The following is a 16,589-nucleotide window of genomic DNA, read 5'->3' on the forward strand; positions in this document are numbered from 1 at the left end:
AGCTAAAGCAGGTGCACATATAGCAACTGTTCCTTATAACGTGATTGTTCAAATGACAAAACATCCTCTCACAGATAATGGTATTCAAAGATTTCTTAAGGACTGGGAAGGTTTAGAACAAAAACTTAATTAATTAGATTATAAATAAAAGGAGGATAAAAATGAAAATCGAACAAAAAACCATTAATACAATCCGAATGCTTGCAGCAGAAGCAGTACAACAAGCAAATTCCGGACATCCTGGTTTACCTCTTGGATCTGCACCTATGGCTTATACTTTATGGGCAAATATGGCACACAATCCTAAAAACCCTAAATGGGAAAATAGAGACCGTTTTATCCTTTCGGCAGGGCATGGTTCAGCCTTACTATACTCATTGCTCCATGTGTTTAATTATGGTTTAACGGTAGAGGATCTTAAAAACTTCCGTCAAGAAGGAAGCCTTACACCAGGACATCCTGAGTATGGGCATACTGCTGGTGTGGAAGCAACAACAGGTCCACTTGGGCAAGGTATTGCAATGGCAGTAGGTATGGCTATGGCAGAACGCCACTTAGCAGCTGAATTTAACAAGGAAGGCTATCCTGTAGTTGACCATTATACATATACTTTAGTTGGTGATGGATGTTTAATGGAAGGCATCTCTTATGAAGCAGCAGCTTTAGCAGGTACCTTGAAATTAGGTAAGCTTATCGTGCTTTATGATTCAAATAATATTACCATTGAAGGAAATACGGACATTGCTTTTAAAGAAGATGTAAGAGCACGTTTTGAGGCACAAGGCTTTGAAACATTCTTTGTAGAAGATGGTAACGATGTAGAGGCTATTTTAAAGGCATTAGAAGCAGCAAAAGCAAATTTAGATAAACCAAGCTTTATTGAAATTAAGACACAAATTGGTTATGGATGCCCTAAAAAACAAGGCAAAGCAGCAGCTCATGGTGAACCTTTAGGCGTAGATAACCTAGCAGAAATGCGTGCTTTCTTAGCACATCATGAAGAGGCTTTCTTTGTAGAAGAAGAAGTAAAAGCACATATTGCTAACTTAAATAATCAAGGCGAAGCAAAAGAAGAAGCTTGGAATAAGCTTTTCGCACAGTATGCTAAAATGTATCCTGAGCTCGCTAAGAAATGGGATGCATGGCATGCCAAAGAGGAAATTAATTTAGATATGTATGAGAAGTATACAGACGTATCTAAGAAGATGGCAACACGTATTGCTTCTTTTGAAGTGATCAATCAGATGGCAGATAGAGTAGATAATATGATAGGTGGTTCTGCTGACCTTGCACCATCTACTAAGACCTATATGAATGGTAAAGGGGATTTCAGTAGCGAGGATTACACAGGACGTAATTTACACTTTGGTATTCGTGAGCATGCGATGGGAGCAATTGCCAATGGTATAGCCCTCCATGGTGGTCTTAAAACCTTTTGTTCAACCTTCTTTGTATTCAGTGATTATATGAAAAATCCAATGCGCCTTGCAGCACTGATGGGCTTACCAGTTACTTATGTACTGACACATGATAGTATTGGTGTAGGAGAAGATGGTCCAACTCATCAACCAATAGAGCAGCTTGCTATGTTACGTAGTACACCAAACCTTGTTACCTTTAGACCAGCAGATGCCAAAGAAACAGTAGCAGCTTGGGAATATGCTTTAAATAGCAAAACAGAACCTGTAGCGATTGTACTTTCTAGGCAAGACCTTCCTTTCCTCGAAAAAACAGGAGAAGAAGCTAAAAAAGGAGCTTATGTTGTAGGCGATATAAGTCCAGAAGATGCAGATATTTTACTTATGGCAACAGGTTCAGAAGTACATTTAGTAACAGAGGCTGCAAAAGCATTAATGGTAGAAGGCGTTAAAGCAGCAGCAATCAGTATGGCATCTATAGATGTATTTGAGAAACAATCAAAAGAATACAAGGAATCTATTTTACCTTCTCATAAAGTGAAACGTATAGCGATAGAGGCAGCATCTAGCTTTGGCTGGCATAAATACACAGGCTTTGAAGGTAAAGTGATTGCTTTAGATACCTTTGGTGAATCAGCACCAGCAGGTCTTATTTTTAAGAAAAAAGGCTTTACTGTAGAAAATGTTATAAATGAAGCAAAATCAATACTTAATGTATAATCTTCATTTAAGTTAGTAGAGGACTATGTTAAAATACAAAGTAAGATTTAACTTTTACTTTAAGGGGAGAGTTAGGATGTATTTTAAACATGAGTTAGTCATTCCAAATGATGATTTACCTTATAAATTATTTGTTTTTGAAGGAAAAGAAGGAAACTATAATGTAGCGAAGCATTGGCACCGCTCCATTGAGATTTTTTTAGTATTAGAAGGGGAGATAGAGTTTTTTATAAACTCTACTCCCCATACTTTGGTTCAAGGTGAATTTATTTTAGTAAACTCCAATGAGATACATTCTATTAATGCACCGCTCCCTAACTATACCCTTGTTTTACAAATCCCACATCATTTACTAGAAGCTTATAGGGAAAGCGAGTATGTCTTATTTAAAACACCTACCAATAATAAAGATGAAGCTATAAAAAGTTTAATTGAAAGCTTGTACTATATATATAGTGAAAAAAGCTATGGTTATGAGCTGGAGCTTAAAAGTTATTTTTATAAGCTCTTACATGTACTCATTACAAAATATAAACTAGAAGAGGTAGACAGCGATACTTTAAAGCGAAATAAAAACTTAGATAAGTTATCAGAGATTATCAACTATATTAAAAGAAACTATAAAGAAGATCTGACTTTAGAGGGTGTAGCAGAAAAGTTTGCTTTTTCCCCAACTTACCTTTCAAGGATTTTTCAGAAATACGCAAGTATTAACTATAAATCCTATCTTTTAAATGTACGGGTAGAATTTGCCTATAAGGAGCTATGCAATACGGAGGCTACCATAGGTGAAATTGCGATAAATAATGGTTTTCCTGATAGTAGGAGTTTTTCTAAAACCTTTTATAAGAGATATGGATTACTTCCAAGTGACTACCGAAAAGAAATGAAAAAAAGGCAAAAAAGTGCTATTCATTAGCTAAGTTTTTGGTAGTAAATAAATCTTAATTTTATATAATAGAGATAGAGATTGGCAATTGTTAAACATGTAGAAGAAATGTTGCAGTTGCCTTTTGTTTTATAAGGATTTAATGTAGGGAGAGGTGAAGAATGAAGATTTTAAGTGTATTTGATGAAAGTTTTAAGTCTTATGGACGTGTTCTTACTAAAAACTATGATTTAACAGACCTAGTAAGGGTTATGCATGCAACAGAAGCACCAAGTGATGCCGTTGTTTATTATCCTTCAGTGGAGAGTTTAGAAGAATTACCTATTAAAAAAGAGTTAGAGGATAGCTTATTTGGAGGGTTACCCATTCAAATAGGATATTGTAATGGAACCAACAATGCATTAAATGCTCTTGAGTACCATAGAAGTTCAGAGTTTGGTGTTTCTGCTACAGACCTTATTTTACTCTTAGGTAAGCAACAAGATATAACTACAGATTATACCTATGATACAAGTAAAGTAGAAGCTTTTTTTGTACCAGCAGGTGAACTTGTAGAAATGTACGCGACTACGCTTCATTATGCACCATGTAGTGCAGAAGGTAAACCATTTAGAAATGTAGTCATTCTTCCAAAGGATACGAATACTGACTTAGAAGTTAAATGTGAAAAAACAGTAGAAGATCAACTTCTAGTAGCTAAAAATAAATGGTTAATTGCCCATAAGGAAGCTCAAATTGGAGGAGCTTATGAAGGTTTAATGGGGGAAAATATTCACATTTAATACATAGTAAAATGAATTTATAGAAGGAATAAAGTTAAAAAAATATGAGGAGGAATAAAAAATGAAATTACAAAACATGCCACAGGAAAAAATAGCAATCGTTGCAGTAAGTAGAGATTGTTTTCCAATGGACTTATCTGTTAATAGGAGAAAGGCAGTTGTAGCAGCTTACACAGAAAAATATGGAGAAATTTATGAATGTCCAGTTTGTATCGAAAATGAATTGGATATGAAAAAAGCACTTGCAGATGTTAAAGCAGCAGGTTGCAATGCCCTTGTTGTTTACTTAGGAAACTTTGGTCCTGAAACACCTGAAACTTTATTAGTAAAAGAATTTGATGGACCAGCTATGGTGATTGCTGCAGCAGAAGAAACAGGAAATAACCTTATTCAAGGTCGTGGGGATGCTTATTGTGGTGTGCTTAATGCAAGTTACAATCTTAAGCTTCGTAATTTAAAAGCATACATACCAGAATATCCAGTAGGTACAGCTACAGACTGTGCAGATATGATTGCTGAATTCAGGCCTATTGCGCGGGCTATTATCGGCTTAAAGAATCTTAAAATCATTACCTTTGGACCACGTCCACAAGATTTCTTAGCATGTAATGCCCCTATTAAACAACTTTATAATTTAGGAGTTGAGATTGAAGAAAACTCGGAATTAGATCTTTTTGAAGCATTTAATAAACATGAAAATGATCCAAGAATTCCAGATGTGATTAAAGACATGGAAGCAGAGCTTGGAGCAGGTAATAAGAAACCAGAGATTCTTAAAAAACTTGCACAATATGAGCTGACCTTATTAGATTGGATTGAAGCACACAAAGGAAGTAGAGAGTTTGTAGCTGTTGCTGGTAAATGTTGGCCTGCTTTCCAAACACAATTTGGTTGCGTACCTTGCTATGTGAACAGCCGTTTAACAGGTCTTGGCATCCCTGTATCTTGTGAGGTAGATATTTATGGCGCATTAAGTGAATTCATTGGTAGTGTTATTAGTCAAGATGCAGTAACTTTATTAGACATTAACAATACTGTACCAAGTGATATGTATGAAGAAGGCATCAAAGGAAAATTTGATTATACACTTCAAGATACTTTTATGGGCTTCCACTGTGGAAATACTTGCTCTAGCAAGCTTTCTTCTTGTGAAATGAAGTATCAACTTATTATGGCTAGAAATCTTCCAGAAGAAGTAACTCAAGGGACACTTGAAGGAGATATCATTCCTGGAGACATTACTTTCTTCCGTTTACAGAGTACATCAGATGCAAAAATCCGTGCTTATATCGCACAAGGTGAAGTACTTCCAGTAGCTACACGTTCTTTTGGAGCAATTGGTGTATTTGCTATTTCAGAAATGGGTAGATTCTATCGCCATGTTTTAATTGAAAAGAATTATCCACACCACGGCGCTGTAGCCTTTGGACATTTTGGGAAAACACTTTATGAAGTATTTAAATATATAGGGGTACCATTAGATGAGATTGACTTCAATCAACCTAAAGGTATGATGTATCCATCAGAAAATCCATTTAAATAAGAACGCATAAAAGTTTTTAAGAGCGAGGCATAAAAGTGGCTGTTACAATGCACTTACCATTCACTTTATATAGAGATTGGGAATGAGGTGAGCTTTGTAACAGCCTTTTTAAGTAAGAAGAGTGGAGGTAAAGAGATGTTATATATAGGTATTGATTTAGGTACATCTGCTGTGAAGTTACTTCTTATGCAGGCAGATGGGAAAATAGAAAAAGTAGTTTCAAAAGAATATCCTTTATACTTTCCGTATCCAGGCTGGTCTGAGCAAAAACCTGAAGATTGGTGGAACGCAGTTGTGTCAGGGCTTGAAGAATTACTTTCAGAATGTGATAAAACACAAGTAGCAGGTATGAGCTTTGGCGGACAAATGCATGGACTTGTTATATTAGATGAAAAGGATGAGGTTATTCGTCCAGCTATTTTATGGAATGATAGTCGTACAACAAAAGAGTGTAATTATCTTAATGAGGTAATTGGAAAAGAAACTTTATCCCATTATACAGCTAATATTTCTTTTACAGGGTTTACAGCGCCTAAAATTCTTTGGGTAAAAGCGAATGAGCCGGATAACTTTGAACGTATCAAAAAGATTATGCTTCCAAAAGATTATATTGCCTATAAGCTATCAGGTACCTTCTGTACAGATGTTTCAGATGCTTCAGGTATGCTAATCTTTGATGTAAAAAATAAATGTTGGTCTAAGGAGATGCTAGAGATTTGTGGTATTACAGAAGATCAAGTTGCTAAGATCTATGAAAGTTATGAGGTAGTAGGAACACTTAAAAAGGATCTGGCAAAAAAATGGGGACTCAGTGAACAGGTTAAAATTATAGCAGGAGCAGGAGATAATGCAGCTGCTGCAGTAGGAACGGGAACTGTAGGAGAAGGAAGATGTAATATTTCACTGGGCACTTCTGGTACCATCTTTATTTCAAGTGAACAATTTGGTGTAGATAAAAACAATGCACTTCATGCCTTTGCTCATGCTGATGGAAACTACCACTTAATGGGATGTATGCTGAGTGCGGCTTCTTGTAATAAATGGTGGATGGATACCATTATTAATACAAAGGATTATGCAGGTGAACAAGCAGATATTAAGAAATTAGGAGAAAATAAGATTTATTTCTTGCCTTATTTAATGGGTGAACGCTCACCACTTAATGATCCTTTAGCAAGAGGCACCTTTATAGGGCTTACGATGGATACTTCAAGGGCCGATATGACACAAGCTGTTTTAGAAGGGGTAGCTTTTGCTATTCGTGATTCATTTGAAGTAGCGAAAGATTTGGGTATACCTATTGAACGTTCAAAGATTTGTGGTGGTGGAGCAAAGAGTCCTCTTTGGAAAAAAATGATTGCGAATATCTTAAATATTAAGATAGACGTTATTGAAAGTGAAGAAGGACCAGGCTATGGAGGTGCCATATTAGCAGCAGTAGGGTGTGGGGAATATGCATCCGTTGAAGAAGCAGCTACCAAGCTTGTAAAGGTAGTTGAAACAGTAGAGCCTACTCCAGAATTAGTGACTAAATATGAAGAAAGTTATCAAAAGTTTAAGAAAATTTATCCTGCTGTAAAAGAACTCTTTCCTCTTATTGTTTAAGGTTTACAAACACAAAATAATATGATATATTGTGAAAAAAGAATATATTTAAACCGTTGATGTGGAGATAAAAATACGGCGTGCACTTACAGAGAGTGAGGGAAGCTGAGAGCCTCATAGAACTGCAGAGTATTAAATGGACCACGGAGGGCGTAGGGAAAGGAACGAGAGTTCTCAGTATTCTGCGACGTAGGAGCTGCGTAAAGGCTTAGGAATATGTTTGTATTCTGGTAAAAGGCAAGCACTTTGCTTGCAAATTAGGATGGCACCACGAGTTGAGACACTCGTCCTAGATGAATAATCTAGGGCGAGTGTTTTTTGATTTTATAAGACAATATTAAAAGTAGAACGCAATGAAAGGAAGGGTATAATGAAAAAATTAGTAATGGGTAATGAAGCAATTGCTCTGGGAGCTATTAAGGCAGGCGTGGGTGTAGTGACAGGTTATCCAGGAACCCCCTCTACAGAAGTATTAGAAACAATTGCAAAGGAAAATCCAGGAGATATTTATGTGGAATGGTCAGTAAATGAAAAGGTAGCTTTAGAAGTAGCAGCAGGAGCAGCTTATACAGGGATGCGTAGTATGGTGACCATGAAACAAGTAGGTTTAAATGTAGCTTCAGACCCCTTAATGAGCTTAGCTTATATAGGAGTAAAAGGTGGAATGGTAATTGTTGTAGCTGACGACCCAGGACCTATCTCATCTCAAACAGAACAGGATACGAGGCACTTTGGGATTTTTTCAAAGCTTCCTGTTTTTGACCCTACTACAGCGGAAGAAGCGTATGTCATGATTGAAGATGCTTTTATTTACTCAGAAAAATATCAAACACCTGTTCTTTTTAGACCAACAACAAGAGTCTGTCATAGCTGTGTAGCTATTGAAAGCACAAAGGAGCGCATAAAACTTACGCCAGAAGGTTTTATAAAAGCACCTAAATGGGTTATATTCCCTAAATTGGCCTATGAAAATCATTTAAAAATAGAAAAACGTAACGAAGATTTAAAAGAAGATTTTTCGAGTTATCGTTTTAATGAGCTTAAAGGAGAAGGGAAAAGAGGGATTATAACTTCAGGTGTAAGTTATACATATACCTCGGAAGTTTTAGAGGGCTTAGAAGCAGAATATAAGCTGTTTAAAGTCACCACACCTCATCCTTTTCCAGAAAGATTGGCTTTAGAATTTTTAGAAGGCTTGGAGGAAGTATTGGTTATTGAAGAATTAGATCCTGTTTTAGAAAGAGAGATCCTCCTTCTTTGTGGTAAGCATCATCTCAATGTAACCATCCGTGGTAAGCTGACAGGTGATATGAAGCAGGCAGGCGAAAATTCAGTAGATGGCTTAAAAGGGAAGATTTACGAGTTTTTACAAGTACCACTTACAGAAGAGACAGACATTTTACTTCCACCTCTACCTATTAGACCTCCTGTATTATGTGCAGGATGTCCACACCGAGCTTCCTTTTATGCAGTGAAAAAAGCAATGAAAGGGAAAAAAGCTGTTTTTTCAGGAGATATTGGTTGCTATACACTAGGCAATGCGATGCCTCTTGATATGGTAGATACATGTCTTTGCATGGGGGCAGGTATTACTATTGCCCAAGGCTTACAACGGGTAGAACCAGAGAGCTTTCACTTTGCTTTTATAGGAGATTCTACCTTTTTCCATACAGGTTTGCCAGGGGTAATCAATGCACTTTACAATGAAACAGATTGCATTGTTGTTATATTAGATAACTCCACAACAGCTATGACTGGTAATCAACCTCATCCTGGCATTGGTAAAACGATGATGGGTAATATTTCAGAGAAGATTAGTATTTATAAGGTTTTAGAAGCTTTAGGTGTGTCAATGATTAAGAGAGTTAATCCGTTTAATCAAGGAGAAGCTTTAGAAGCTGTAGCTGAGGTGATTAAGGAAAAAGGTGTAAGAGTACTTCTCTTTGAAGCACCTTGTGTAGCCATCTCAAAAGCACAAGAAGCATTACATATTAACGAAGAAAAATGTAGGAACTGTAAGGTCTGTATGAAAGAGCTAGGTTGTCCAGCACTTATCTTAGAGGATCATAAAGTGAAAATTGATACAAAGTTATGCACAGGCTGTAACCTTTGTCAAAGTGTATGTCCATTTGATGCGATAGGAGGAGAAAAAGCATGATTAATTGTTTGATAACAGGGGTTGGTGGACAGGGAACTGTTCTTGCATCTAAACTTTTAGCCGAAGCAGCTATGGAAGAGGGCTATAGTGTAAGAACAACAGAGACAATAGGCATGGCTCAAAGAGGTGGTTGTGTAGTGAGTCATGTACGCATGGGAGAAACTATTTACTCACCACTTATTGCTAAAGGGCAGGCAGACATGATTATTAGCTTTGAACCATCAGAAGCAGTAAGACTTTTGCCTTATCTTAAAAAAGAAGGCGTAATGGTGGTAAATACAGCTCCTATTAAACCCATTATTCGCCCAGAGGATTATAACTATGAGACATATATAACTGTTCTTAAAGAGCAAGTAAAGCATTTAAAATTAGTAGATGGTAACAGTATTTGTAAAGCATGTGATGAACCTCGCGTATTGAACATAGCTTTATTAGGTGCAGCTATAAGTACGAAGGTAATTCCTATTTCAAAAGAAAAAATAGAGACAATTATGAGAAGAAAATTCAAAGATAGAGTGGTGGAAATAAATCTAAAAGCCTTGAAATTAGGCATACAGGAGGCGTAAGGGATGAAGTCAGAACAGTTGAGTGCTATTCAACATAAGCTAAGGCAAGTAATGGACTTTGGGGGGTTTTATAAAGAGAAGTTTAAGGGGATAGAAGTAGGAGATATTAAAACCAAAGAAGACTTTGAAAAGCTTCCTTTTACAGATAAAGGTGATTTGAGAAGTGCTTATCCACTAGGCCTTCAAGCTGTACCAGATGAAGAAATTGTACGTATTCATTCTTCCTCAGGAACGACAGGGACACCTGTTATCATTCCTTATACTAAGAAGGATATAGAGGATTGGGCGATTATGTTTGCCAGATGTTATGAAACAGCAGGCATTACTAATAGAGACCGTATTCATATTACGCCGGGTTATGGTTTATGGACAGCAGGTATTGGCTTCCAAAATGGAGCAGAACATCTAGGTGCCATGACTATTCCTATGGGACCAGGTAATACAGATAAGCAAATACGGATGATGATAGATATGAAGTCAACTGTACTTTGTGCAACGTCTTCTTATGCCTTACTCTTAGCAGAGGAAATTACTCAAAGGGGTTGCAGAGAAGATATTCATCTTAAAAAAGGTGTGATTGGCTCAGAACGTTGGGGAGAAAAAATGCGTAAACGTATAGCAAATGAACTAGGTGTACAACTTTATGATATTTATGGTCTCACTGAGATTTATGGACCTGGTATTGGAATTAGCTGCAACGAAGAGGCGGGTATGCATTATTGGGATGATTACCTCTATTTTGAAATTATTAATCCAAAGACAGGGAAGCTTGTTCCAGAGGGAGAAATAGGGGAACTCGTTATTACGACTCTGCATAAAGAAGGTGCCCCACTTATTCGCTATCGTACGCATGACCTAACCCGTTTCTTGCCAGAAAAATGTGCATGTGGTTTAAATTATCCACGTATTGATACTCTCATTGGTCGTTCAGATGATATGATAAAAGTAAAAGGTGTAAATATCTTTCCGAGTCAAATCGAAGAAGTTCTAGCGGTTGTAGAGGGAGTAAGCAGTGAATACCAAGTAATGATAGATCATTTAAATGGTAAAGATATTATGACTGTATTCTTTGAAACAGATGCTACAGATAATAAAAAACAGATTGAGGAAAATGTGAAACAGCTTTTTAAAACCAAAATTGGCATTACAGTTGTACCAAAGGGAGTAGCTATCAGCGAACTTCCTAGAAGTGAAAAGAAATCTACACGAATCTTTGATAATAGATACTAAAAGATAAAAGGTCTTCTCTTACTCAAAATGAGTAGAGTAAGACCTTTTATCAACAATAAGCATGATTTTGATAATTATTATCAAAATATATTGACAAGTGATAGGGGTTAGTGGTACCGTTAATAGAGAAGAATAATCACTAAAGTACAAACTAAAAGTAACAATTAAGGAGGACAGAAGATGACTCTTTTAGAGGGAGTAAGAGGGAAATGCTATAGCGTACAGGATATAGAATTAGAAGAGCAGCTTAAAAGAAGGTTACAAATGCTTGGTTTAACACAAGGTACTCAAATAGAAGTATTGAATTGCAAAAAAGGTGGTTCAGTCATTTTTAAAGTAAGAGGGACACGTTTTGCTATAGGAAAGACTACAGCTAAGGGGATACTTATAGGAGGTGAAAAAGATGGAAAAGACAATTAATGTAGCTTTTATAGGAAATCCTAACTGTGGAAAAACCACCCTATTTAACGCTTATACAGGTGCAAAGCTTAAGGTAGCTAACTGGCCAGGAGTTACAGTTGAAAAGAAGGAAGGGGCATTTGAATACCATGATCATCCTTTTAAGTTAGTGGATTTACCAGGTATTTATAGCTTAACCTCTTATACAATGGAAGAAAAGCTCTCTAGAAGTTACATACTAGAGGATGAAGTAGATGTGATCGTGGATGTAGTAGATGCCTCTTCTCTAGAGCGTAACCTATACTTAGCCTTGCAGCTTATTGAGCTTGGGAAACCAGTTGTACTAGCTCTTAATATGATGGATATTGTAGAAGAACGTGGGATGGAGATTGATATCCATCGATTACCAGAAATGTTAGGTATTCCAACTATCCCTGTATCGGCTAGGAAGAAGATGGGGTTAGATATTCTAATGCACGCTGTAGCACATCATAAAGATAAGTCACCCTCCTCTTTCGAACATCATCATGATGAAAAAAAGAGAAGTGGACATCCCCATAATCATCACAAAGAATGCGTTGTGGTGTACAGTGATGAGATAGAGGATAAAATTGACCGTATTAGTGAGCGTTTACAAGCACATTATAAAGAACTTACGAATGTAAGATGGCTTGCTATTAAGCTCTTAGAGCAAGATGCTGAAATAAGACAAAAATATACACTAGATTTAACAGATTTAATAGATAGAAGCTATGAAACAGATATTATTAATCAAAAGTATGATTTTATTGAAGAAGTAATAAGTGAATGTCTTGTTAATAAAGATGAAAAAGCAGAAGCTACAGATAAAGTAGATGCTGTTTTAACCCACAACATATGGGGATTACCTATTTTCTTTGGTATTATGGCATTGGTATTTTTCCTTACCTTTAATGTAGGAGATGCACTTAAAGGTATATTTGAGGTTGGATTAGACTGGTTTAGTACTTCTGTATATAACGGTTTACAACTTTTGGGGGCAGGAGATGTGCTTATTTCCTTAATAGTAGAGGGAATTATAGCAGGGGTAGGTGGTATCTTAACCTTTTTACCTAATATTTTCATCTTATTTTTAGCTCTCGCATTTCTTGAAGACAGTGGATATATGTCACGTGTAGCCTATGTTATGGATGGTTTAATGAGCAAGCTTGGTTTATCAGGAAGAGCTTTTATCCCTATGTTATTAGGTTTTGGCTGTAGCGTACCAGCTATTATGGCATCGAGAGCTTTAGAAGATCCAAAGGATCGCTTAAAGACTATTTTAATAACACCCTTTATGTCATGTAGTGCAAGACTCCCCATTTATGTACTTTTTTCAGAGATGTTCTTTCCACAACATGCTATGCTAGTAGCCTATTCGATGTATCTCATTGGTGTAGTTGTGGCAGTTTTAGTGGCTTTAGCTTTAAAATTTATTGGAAAAAAGAAACAGGTACACACACTCTTAATAGAACTGCCTGAGTATAAAGCACCTAATGCACGTACTATTTTCATTTATGTATGGGAGAAGGTAAAAGATTATCTTGCTAAGGCGGGGACAACAATTTTTGTAGCATCCATTATTATCTGGGTAATCCTAAACTTTGGACCAACAGGCATGGTTGAAGATATGAGTTTAAGCTTTGGGGCGATCTTGGGCAAAATGGCAGTACCACTTTTAAGTCCAGCAGGTTTAGGGTATTGGCAAGTAGTGGTTGCTCTTATCGCAGGGATTGCAGCTAAAGAAATAGTTGTTTCTAGTATGACGGTACTTTATGGCATAGCTAATATTAGCTCGCAAGTAGGTATGAGTACTATGGTAGGAGCATTAGGCGCAGTAGGTTTTACCGCTCTTAATGCGTATTCTTTAATGGTATTTAGTTTGCTTTATATTCCATGTGCAGCAACTATTGCTACTATAAGAAAAGAAACTAATTCATGGAAATGGACTGGAGTAGCTATTGCACTTCAACTTATTATTGCATGGGGAGTAGCCACTTTAGTTTATCAAATAGGGAGTTTAATAATTTGAAAAATTTAAGTGATTTGGTAAATTTAAACAGAAGGGAGTAGGTCAGTATGGTATCAGTTATTATTTTAGGAGTCATTCTCCTTTATGTCCTATTTGTTATTTATAAAAAGGTAAAGGGAATGAAGGAGGGGAAGTTTTGCTCCTGTGGATGTGAAAGTTGCCCTGCTCAAAAAAAATGCAAGAACTAAAAATAAAAGGGTACAATGCTATAACGGATTGTACCCTTCTGTTTTTTAATGATTAAAGAATATTATTGCTACCAATAGCTCGTTCAAGTATTTTAAGTGTCATAGTGTTTGTTTCAGGGCCAGCAAGTGACATACATAGGTTAGAAAGAACTTTAGGAATAATGCCGCTATCAAATAATTCAAGAGCAGTAGTTAAAATAACCGTTTCTGTATTAAGGCCACAGATATAAACTTCAGACACTTGGTTTTTAGTAAGTAGGTTACGTACATCAGGGGTTAAAGAACTATAGGTAGACTTCATGAGCATAATATCTGCGATTTCGTTAATGATAGGATTACTTTTTGCCTGTGGACTAATCATTGTCATGTTTCTAATATTAAGCTCAGATTTAAAAAGTGATTCATTGTTATCAATAAAACGTGTAGCAACTATTAAATCATAATTAAAATGAGTAACATGCTTTTTAATAGCTTGTGGAATATGCTGAGTAAATTCATTCATATAACCTTCTTGAACATCCGTAATCAGTAATATTTTCATGGTGAGTCTCCCTTGTGACAAATTTATTGAGTATAAATAGCCTCCTTTAATAATGAGCTACTACTATAAATTGTATTATATTGTACTTCGGTTTAATTATCAAATAAATAGAGTTATAAGATAAAATTAAAAAGTTTATTTGCCTATAAAAGTATTTACAAAACAAAAAATATAATATATAATTCATTTAATTAAATAAATCTCTTAAAAACAAAGAAAAGGAATAGTAGTTATTGGAATCATTAACAGAGACCTGTTGGAGGGTGTGAAACAGGATTGAGAAGATAATGAACTCGCCTTGGAGTTGCTGGCTGAAAACAAGTAGGTCTAGACGGAAGCCAACCGTTACAGTGGCTAGATATCGGTAAACTATTCACCCGTATCAGTGGGCTTAAAGTTGTTTAAGCCAAGAGAGTGGTGCAGAAAAGTAATCTTCTGTCTCTTTATAAAAGGGATGGGAGTTTTTTTGTTTAGAATCTATTTACCTGTATCAATAAGGGTATGTCTTAAGACATAAAAAAGAGTGGTACCGCGGAAAATGCCTTTCGTCTCTTTAACAAATAGTTGAGAAACGAGGGCATTTTTGTTTCTCATCCTAAAAATAAGGAGGAGTAAAAAATGAGTAAAAAGATTTATGTATTAGATACCACATTAAGAGATGGAGAGCAGGTACCAGGAGCAAAGCTTAATTTAGAAGAAAAATTAGAGGTAGCTAAACAATTAGTAAAACTTAAAGTAGATATGATGGAAGTAGGTTTTCCGTCTTCTTCAAACGGTGATTTTGAAGCAGTTAAAGCAATAAGTAAAGCAGTCGGTCAAGATATGATTGTTACAGCACTTGGAAGAGCTGTAACAAGTGATATTGATGCTATTTACGAAAGTCTTAAAGAAGCAGCAAACCCTATGATTCATATTGTATTAGGCTCATCAGGTGTGCATCTAGAAAAGAAATTTAAAAAAACACCTCAGCAGATTATGGAGATGGGCATAAATGCTGTAAAATATGCTAAGAGCTTAATGCCACAGGTACAGTATTCTTTAGAAGATGCCAGTCGTTCCAGTTTTGATTATATGTGGGAAACGATAGAAGGTGTCGTCCGAGCAGGTGCGACCATTATCAACATTCCAGATACCGTAGGCTTTGCTGTTCCAGAAGAATTTGGCAAGCTTATTTATAAAATCAATGATCGCTTAATGAATTTAAATCCCAATGTGATACTGAGTGTACACTGCCATAATGATACAGGACTTGCAACAGCTAATACTTTAGCAGCAGTACGAAATGGTGCTAACAAGGTAGAATGTACCATTAATGGCATTGGAGAGCGAGCAGGTAATACCTCCTTGGAAGAAGTCGTAATGGGAATTAAGCTCCATCCTGAATATTATGGGGGGTATACTACCATAGAAACCAAGGAAATTTATAGCACCTCACGCTTGGTGAGTGCAACTATGGGTTTAGATGTGCAAGTAAATAAAGCCATTACGGGAGAAAATGCCTTTGCACACTCTTCAGGAATCCATCAAGATGGACTTTTGAAATCCAAAGAAGTTTATGAGATTATAGAACCACAAGATATAGGTGCACCCCCAATGGAATTAGTCCTTACTGCACGTTCAGGAAGGCATGCCTTTATGCATATTGTAGAAAGGTTTGGTTATCAAGTAGTTGAGAAGAAAATTCCTGAAATCTATGAGGCCTTTCTGAGTATGGCTGACCAAAAGAAAGAAGTTTATGACTATGATGTTGTCAGGTTAATGGAAGGCTATCCAAAGTCTTACTTCATAAAACAAAAAAGTGTAACTATGTGGGAAATGACAGATTTCCAAGTGATTGCCAATACACTTTTTCCAACAGCTACTGTTCAAATGAAGAAAGGCGAGGAAGTTAAAATAGAAAGTAAAAATGGGGAAGGTGCTGTAGATGCACTTTATAGTGCTATTATTGCAGCTACTGAGATGCCTATAAAGCTTCAGGAATATCGCATTCACAATATAGCCAGAGGTAAAGAAAGTTTAGGAAAGGTTTGCATTGAGATTAGCTATGATGGCAAAAGCTATCAAGGAAAAGCTATCGAAAAGGACGTTATAAAAGCCAGTGGAGTAGCACTTGTAAATGCTATTAATAAGGTGATGCAGGATAGGGAAGAGTAGAACAATAAATTTTTAAAAGAAGAGGGCTGCTACATACTTAATTAGTAAAAGTATGTAGCAGCCCTTTAAAATTTTAGTTTATCGAGGTGTTGGCGCGGCCGCAAGAAAGAAGGCTTTTCTCCGGTTTCTGGGTCCTCGCCTTGGCAAACTCTAGGCTCAGTCCTGTAGACTAACGGTCCTACCTATCGCAAGAAGAACGCTTGCGATAACGTCCCTAAAGACAGCCTACAGGCCTTCACCAAGACTTTGCGAAAGTCTGTGGAGGAAACCTGCGAAAAGCCTTCTTTCTTGCTCTGCACTGTATCACGAAAGTTTAAATTTTTCATATTCCTTCTTAAAGACATGA

Annotated in this window: 13 protein-coding genes, 1 pseudogene and 1 other annotated feature; of the genes and pseudogenes, 13 read left to right on the plus strand and 1 reads right to left on the minus strand. The window is 36.4% G+C overall.

Features of this window, described 5'->3' with window-relative positions; genetic code table 11:
- From CS063_RS18180 to CS063_RS18250, 12 genes and pseudogenes are all read left to right on the plus strand, one after another.
- A pseudogene (locus tag CS063_RS18180) lies at positions 1 to 133 on the plus strand (fructose-6-phosphate aldolase); the annotation flags it as partial.
- Between the two features lie 28 nt (positions 134 to 161).
- A complete protein-coding gene (tkt, locus tag CS063_RS16545; RefSeq protein ID WP_099450792.1) occupies positions 162 to 2,138 on the plus strand; it encodes a transketolase in 1,977 nt (658 codons plus the stop codon).
- A 76-nt stretch (positions 2,139 to 2,214) separates the two neighbouring features.
- Complete coding sequence (locus tag CS063_RS16550) at positions 2,215 to 3,057, plus strand: AraC family transcriptional regulator (RefSeq protein ID WP_099450793.1); 843 nt, start codon at positions 2,215 to 2,217, stop codon at positions 3,055 to 3,057.
- Between the two features lie 131 nt (positions 3,058 to 3,188).
- Positions 3,189 to 3,809, plus strand: coding sequence for a DUF4867 family protein (locus tag CS063_RS16555; RefSeq protein WP_099450794.1), 621 nt, complete (start codon positions 3,189 to 3,191; stop codon positions 3,807 to 3,809).
- Positions 3,810 to 3,870: 61 nt separating this feature from the next.
- The gene (locus CS063_RS16560; protein WP_099450795.1) at positions 3,871 to 5,352 is read left to right on the plus strand and encodes an L-fucose/L-arabinose isomerase family protein; all 1,482 of its coding nucleotides are present in this window, start codon (positions 3,871 to 3,873) and stop codon (positions 5,350 to 5,352) included.
- A 135-nt stretch (positions 5,353 to 5,487) separates the two neighbouring features.
- On the plus strand, positions 5,488 to 6,957 hold the full coding sequence (gene xylB / locus CS063_RS16565; RefSeq protein WP_099450796.1) for a xylulokinase: 1,470 nt from the start codon (positions 5,488 to 5,490) through the stop codon (positions 6,955 to 6,957).
- A 367-nt stretch (positions 6,958 to 7,324) separates the two neighbouring features.
- The gene (iorA, locus tag CS063_RS16570; RefSeq protein WP_099450797.1) at positions 7,325 to 9,115 is read left to right on the plus strand and encodes an indolepyruvate ferredoxin oxidoreductase subunit alpha; all 1,791 of its coding nucleotides are present in this window, start codon (positions 7,325 to 7,327) and stop codon (positions 9,113 to 9,115) included.
- Positions 9,112 to 9,681, plus strand: coding sequence for an indolepyruvate oxidoreductase subunit beta (locus CS063_RS16575; protein ID WP_099450798.1), 570 nt, complete (start codon positions 9,112 to 9,114; stop codon positions 9,679 to 9,681). The genes iorA and CS063_RS16575 overlap by 4 nt, the downstream gene beginning before the upstream one ends.
- 3 nt (positions 9,682 to 9,684) lie before the next feature.
- On the plus strand, positions 9,685 to 10,911 hold the full coding sequence (locus CS063_RS16580; protein WP_099450799.1) for a phenylacetate--CoA ligase family protein: 1,227 nt from the start codon (positions 9,685 to 9,687) through the stop codon (positions 10,909 to 10,911).
- A 180-nt stretch (positions 10,912 to 11,091) separates the two neighbouring features.
- The gene (locus tag CS063_RS16585) at positions 11,092 to 11,331 is read left to right on the plus strand and encodes a FeoA family protein (RefSeq protein WP_099450800.1); all 240 of its coding nucleotides are present in this window, start codon (positions 11,092 to 11,094) and stop codon (positions 11,329 to 11,331) included.
- The gene (gene feoB, locus CS063_RS16590) at positions 11,315 to 13,360 is read left to right on the plus strand and encodes a ferrous iron transport protein B (RefSeq protein ID WP_099450801.1); all 2,046 of its coding nucleotides are present in this window, start codon (positions 11,315 to 11,317) and stop codon (positions 13,358 to 13,360) included. The genes CS063_RS16585 and feoB overlap by 17 nt, the downstream gene beginning before the upstream one ends.
- A 47-nt stretch (positions 13,361 to 13,407) precedes the next feature.
- On the plus strand, positions 13,408 to 13,548 hold the full coding sequence (locus CS063_RS18250) for a FeoB-associated Cys-rich membrane protein (protein ID WP_099450802.1): 141 nt from the start codon (positions 13,408 to 13,410) through the stop codon (positions 13,546 to 13,548).
- A 52-nt stretch (positions 13,549 to 13,600) separates the two neighbouring features.
- On the opposite strand, the gene CS063_RS16600 is transcribed toward CS063_RS18250, so the two are convergent.
- The gene (locus CS063_RS16600) at positions 13,601 to 14,089 is read right to left on the minus strand and encodes an isochorismatase family protein (protein WP_099450803.1); all 489 of its coding nucleotides are present in this window, start codon (positions 14,087 to 14,089) and stop codon (positions 13,601 to 13,603) included.
- A gap of 204 nt (positions 14,090 to 14,293) precedes the next feature.
- Positions 14,294 to 14,645 (plus strand) — a binding site (T-box leader).
- A 62-nt stretch (positions 14,646 to 14,707) separates the two neighbouring features.
- Between CS063_RS16600 and CS063_RS16605 the strand changes: the two genes are divergently transcribed.
- Complete coding sequence (locus CS063_RS16605; protein WP_099450804.1) at positions 14,708 to 16,243, plus strand: 2-isopropylmalate synthase; 1,536 nt, start codon at positions 14,708 to 14,710, stop codon at positions 16,241 to 16,243.
- Positions 16,244 to 16,589 lie beyond the last annotated feature (346 nt).

The sequence above is a fragment of the Sporanaerobium hydrogeniformans genome (assembly GCF_002735925.1).
Taxonomy (GTDB): Bacteria; Bacillota; Clostridia; order Lachnospirales; family Cellulosilyticaceae; genus Sporanaerobium; species Sporanaerobium hydrogeniformans.

Bases quoted from the DNA above. Each gene is read 5' to 3' on its own strand.
- tkt (WP_099450792.1), top strand. From the start codon at position 162: ATGAAAATCGAACAAAAAACCATTAATACAATCCGAATGCTTGCAGCA.
- CS063_RS16550 (WP_099450793.1), top strand. From the start codon at position 2,215: ATGTATTTTAAACATGAGTTAGTCATTCCAAATGATGATTTACCTTAT.
- CS063_RS16555 (WP_099450794.1), top strand. From the start codon at position 3,189: ATGAAGATTTTAAGTGTATTTGATGAAAGTTTTAAGTCTTATGGACGT.
- CS063_RS16560 (WP_099450795.1), top strand. From the start codon at position 3,871: ATGAAATTACAAAACATGCCACAGGAAAAAATAGCAATCGTTGCAGTA.
- xylB (WP_099450796.1), top strand. From the start codon at position 5,488: ATGTTATATATAGGTATTGATTTAGGTACATCTGCTGTGAAGTTACTT.
- CS063_RS16575 (WP_099450798.1), top strand. From the start codon at position 9,112: ATGATTAATTGTTTGATAACAGGGGTTGGTGGACAGGGAACTGTTCTT.
- CS063_RS16580 (WP_099450799.1), top strand. From the start codon at position 9,685: ATGAAGTCAGAACAGTTGAGTGCTATTCAACATAAGCTAAGGCAAGTA.
- CS063_RS16585 (WP_099450800.1), top strand. From the start codon at position 11,092: ATGACTCTTTTAGAGGGAGTAAGAGGGAAATGCTATAGCGTACAGGAT.
- feoB (WP_099450801.1), top strand. From the start codon at position 11,315: ATGGAAAAGACAATTAATGTAGCTTTTATAGGAAATCCTAACTGTGGA.
- CS063_RS18250 (WP_099450802.1), top strand. From the start codon at position 13,408: ATGGTATCAGTTATTATTTTAGGAGTCATTCTCCTTTATGTCCTATTT.
- CS063_RS16600 (WP_099450803.1), bottom strand. From the start codon at position 14,089: ATGAAAATATTACTGATTACGGATGTTCAAGAAGGTTATATGAATGAA.
- CS063_RS16605 (WP_099450804.1), top strand. From the start codon at position 14,708: ATGAGTAAAAAGATTTATGTATTAGATACCACATTAAGAGATGGAGAG.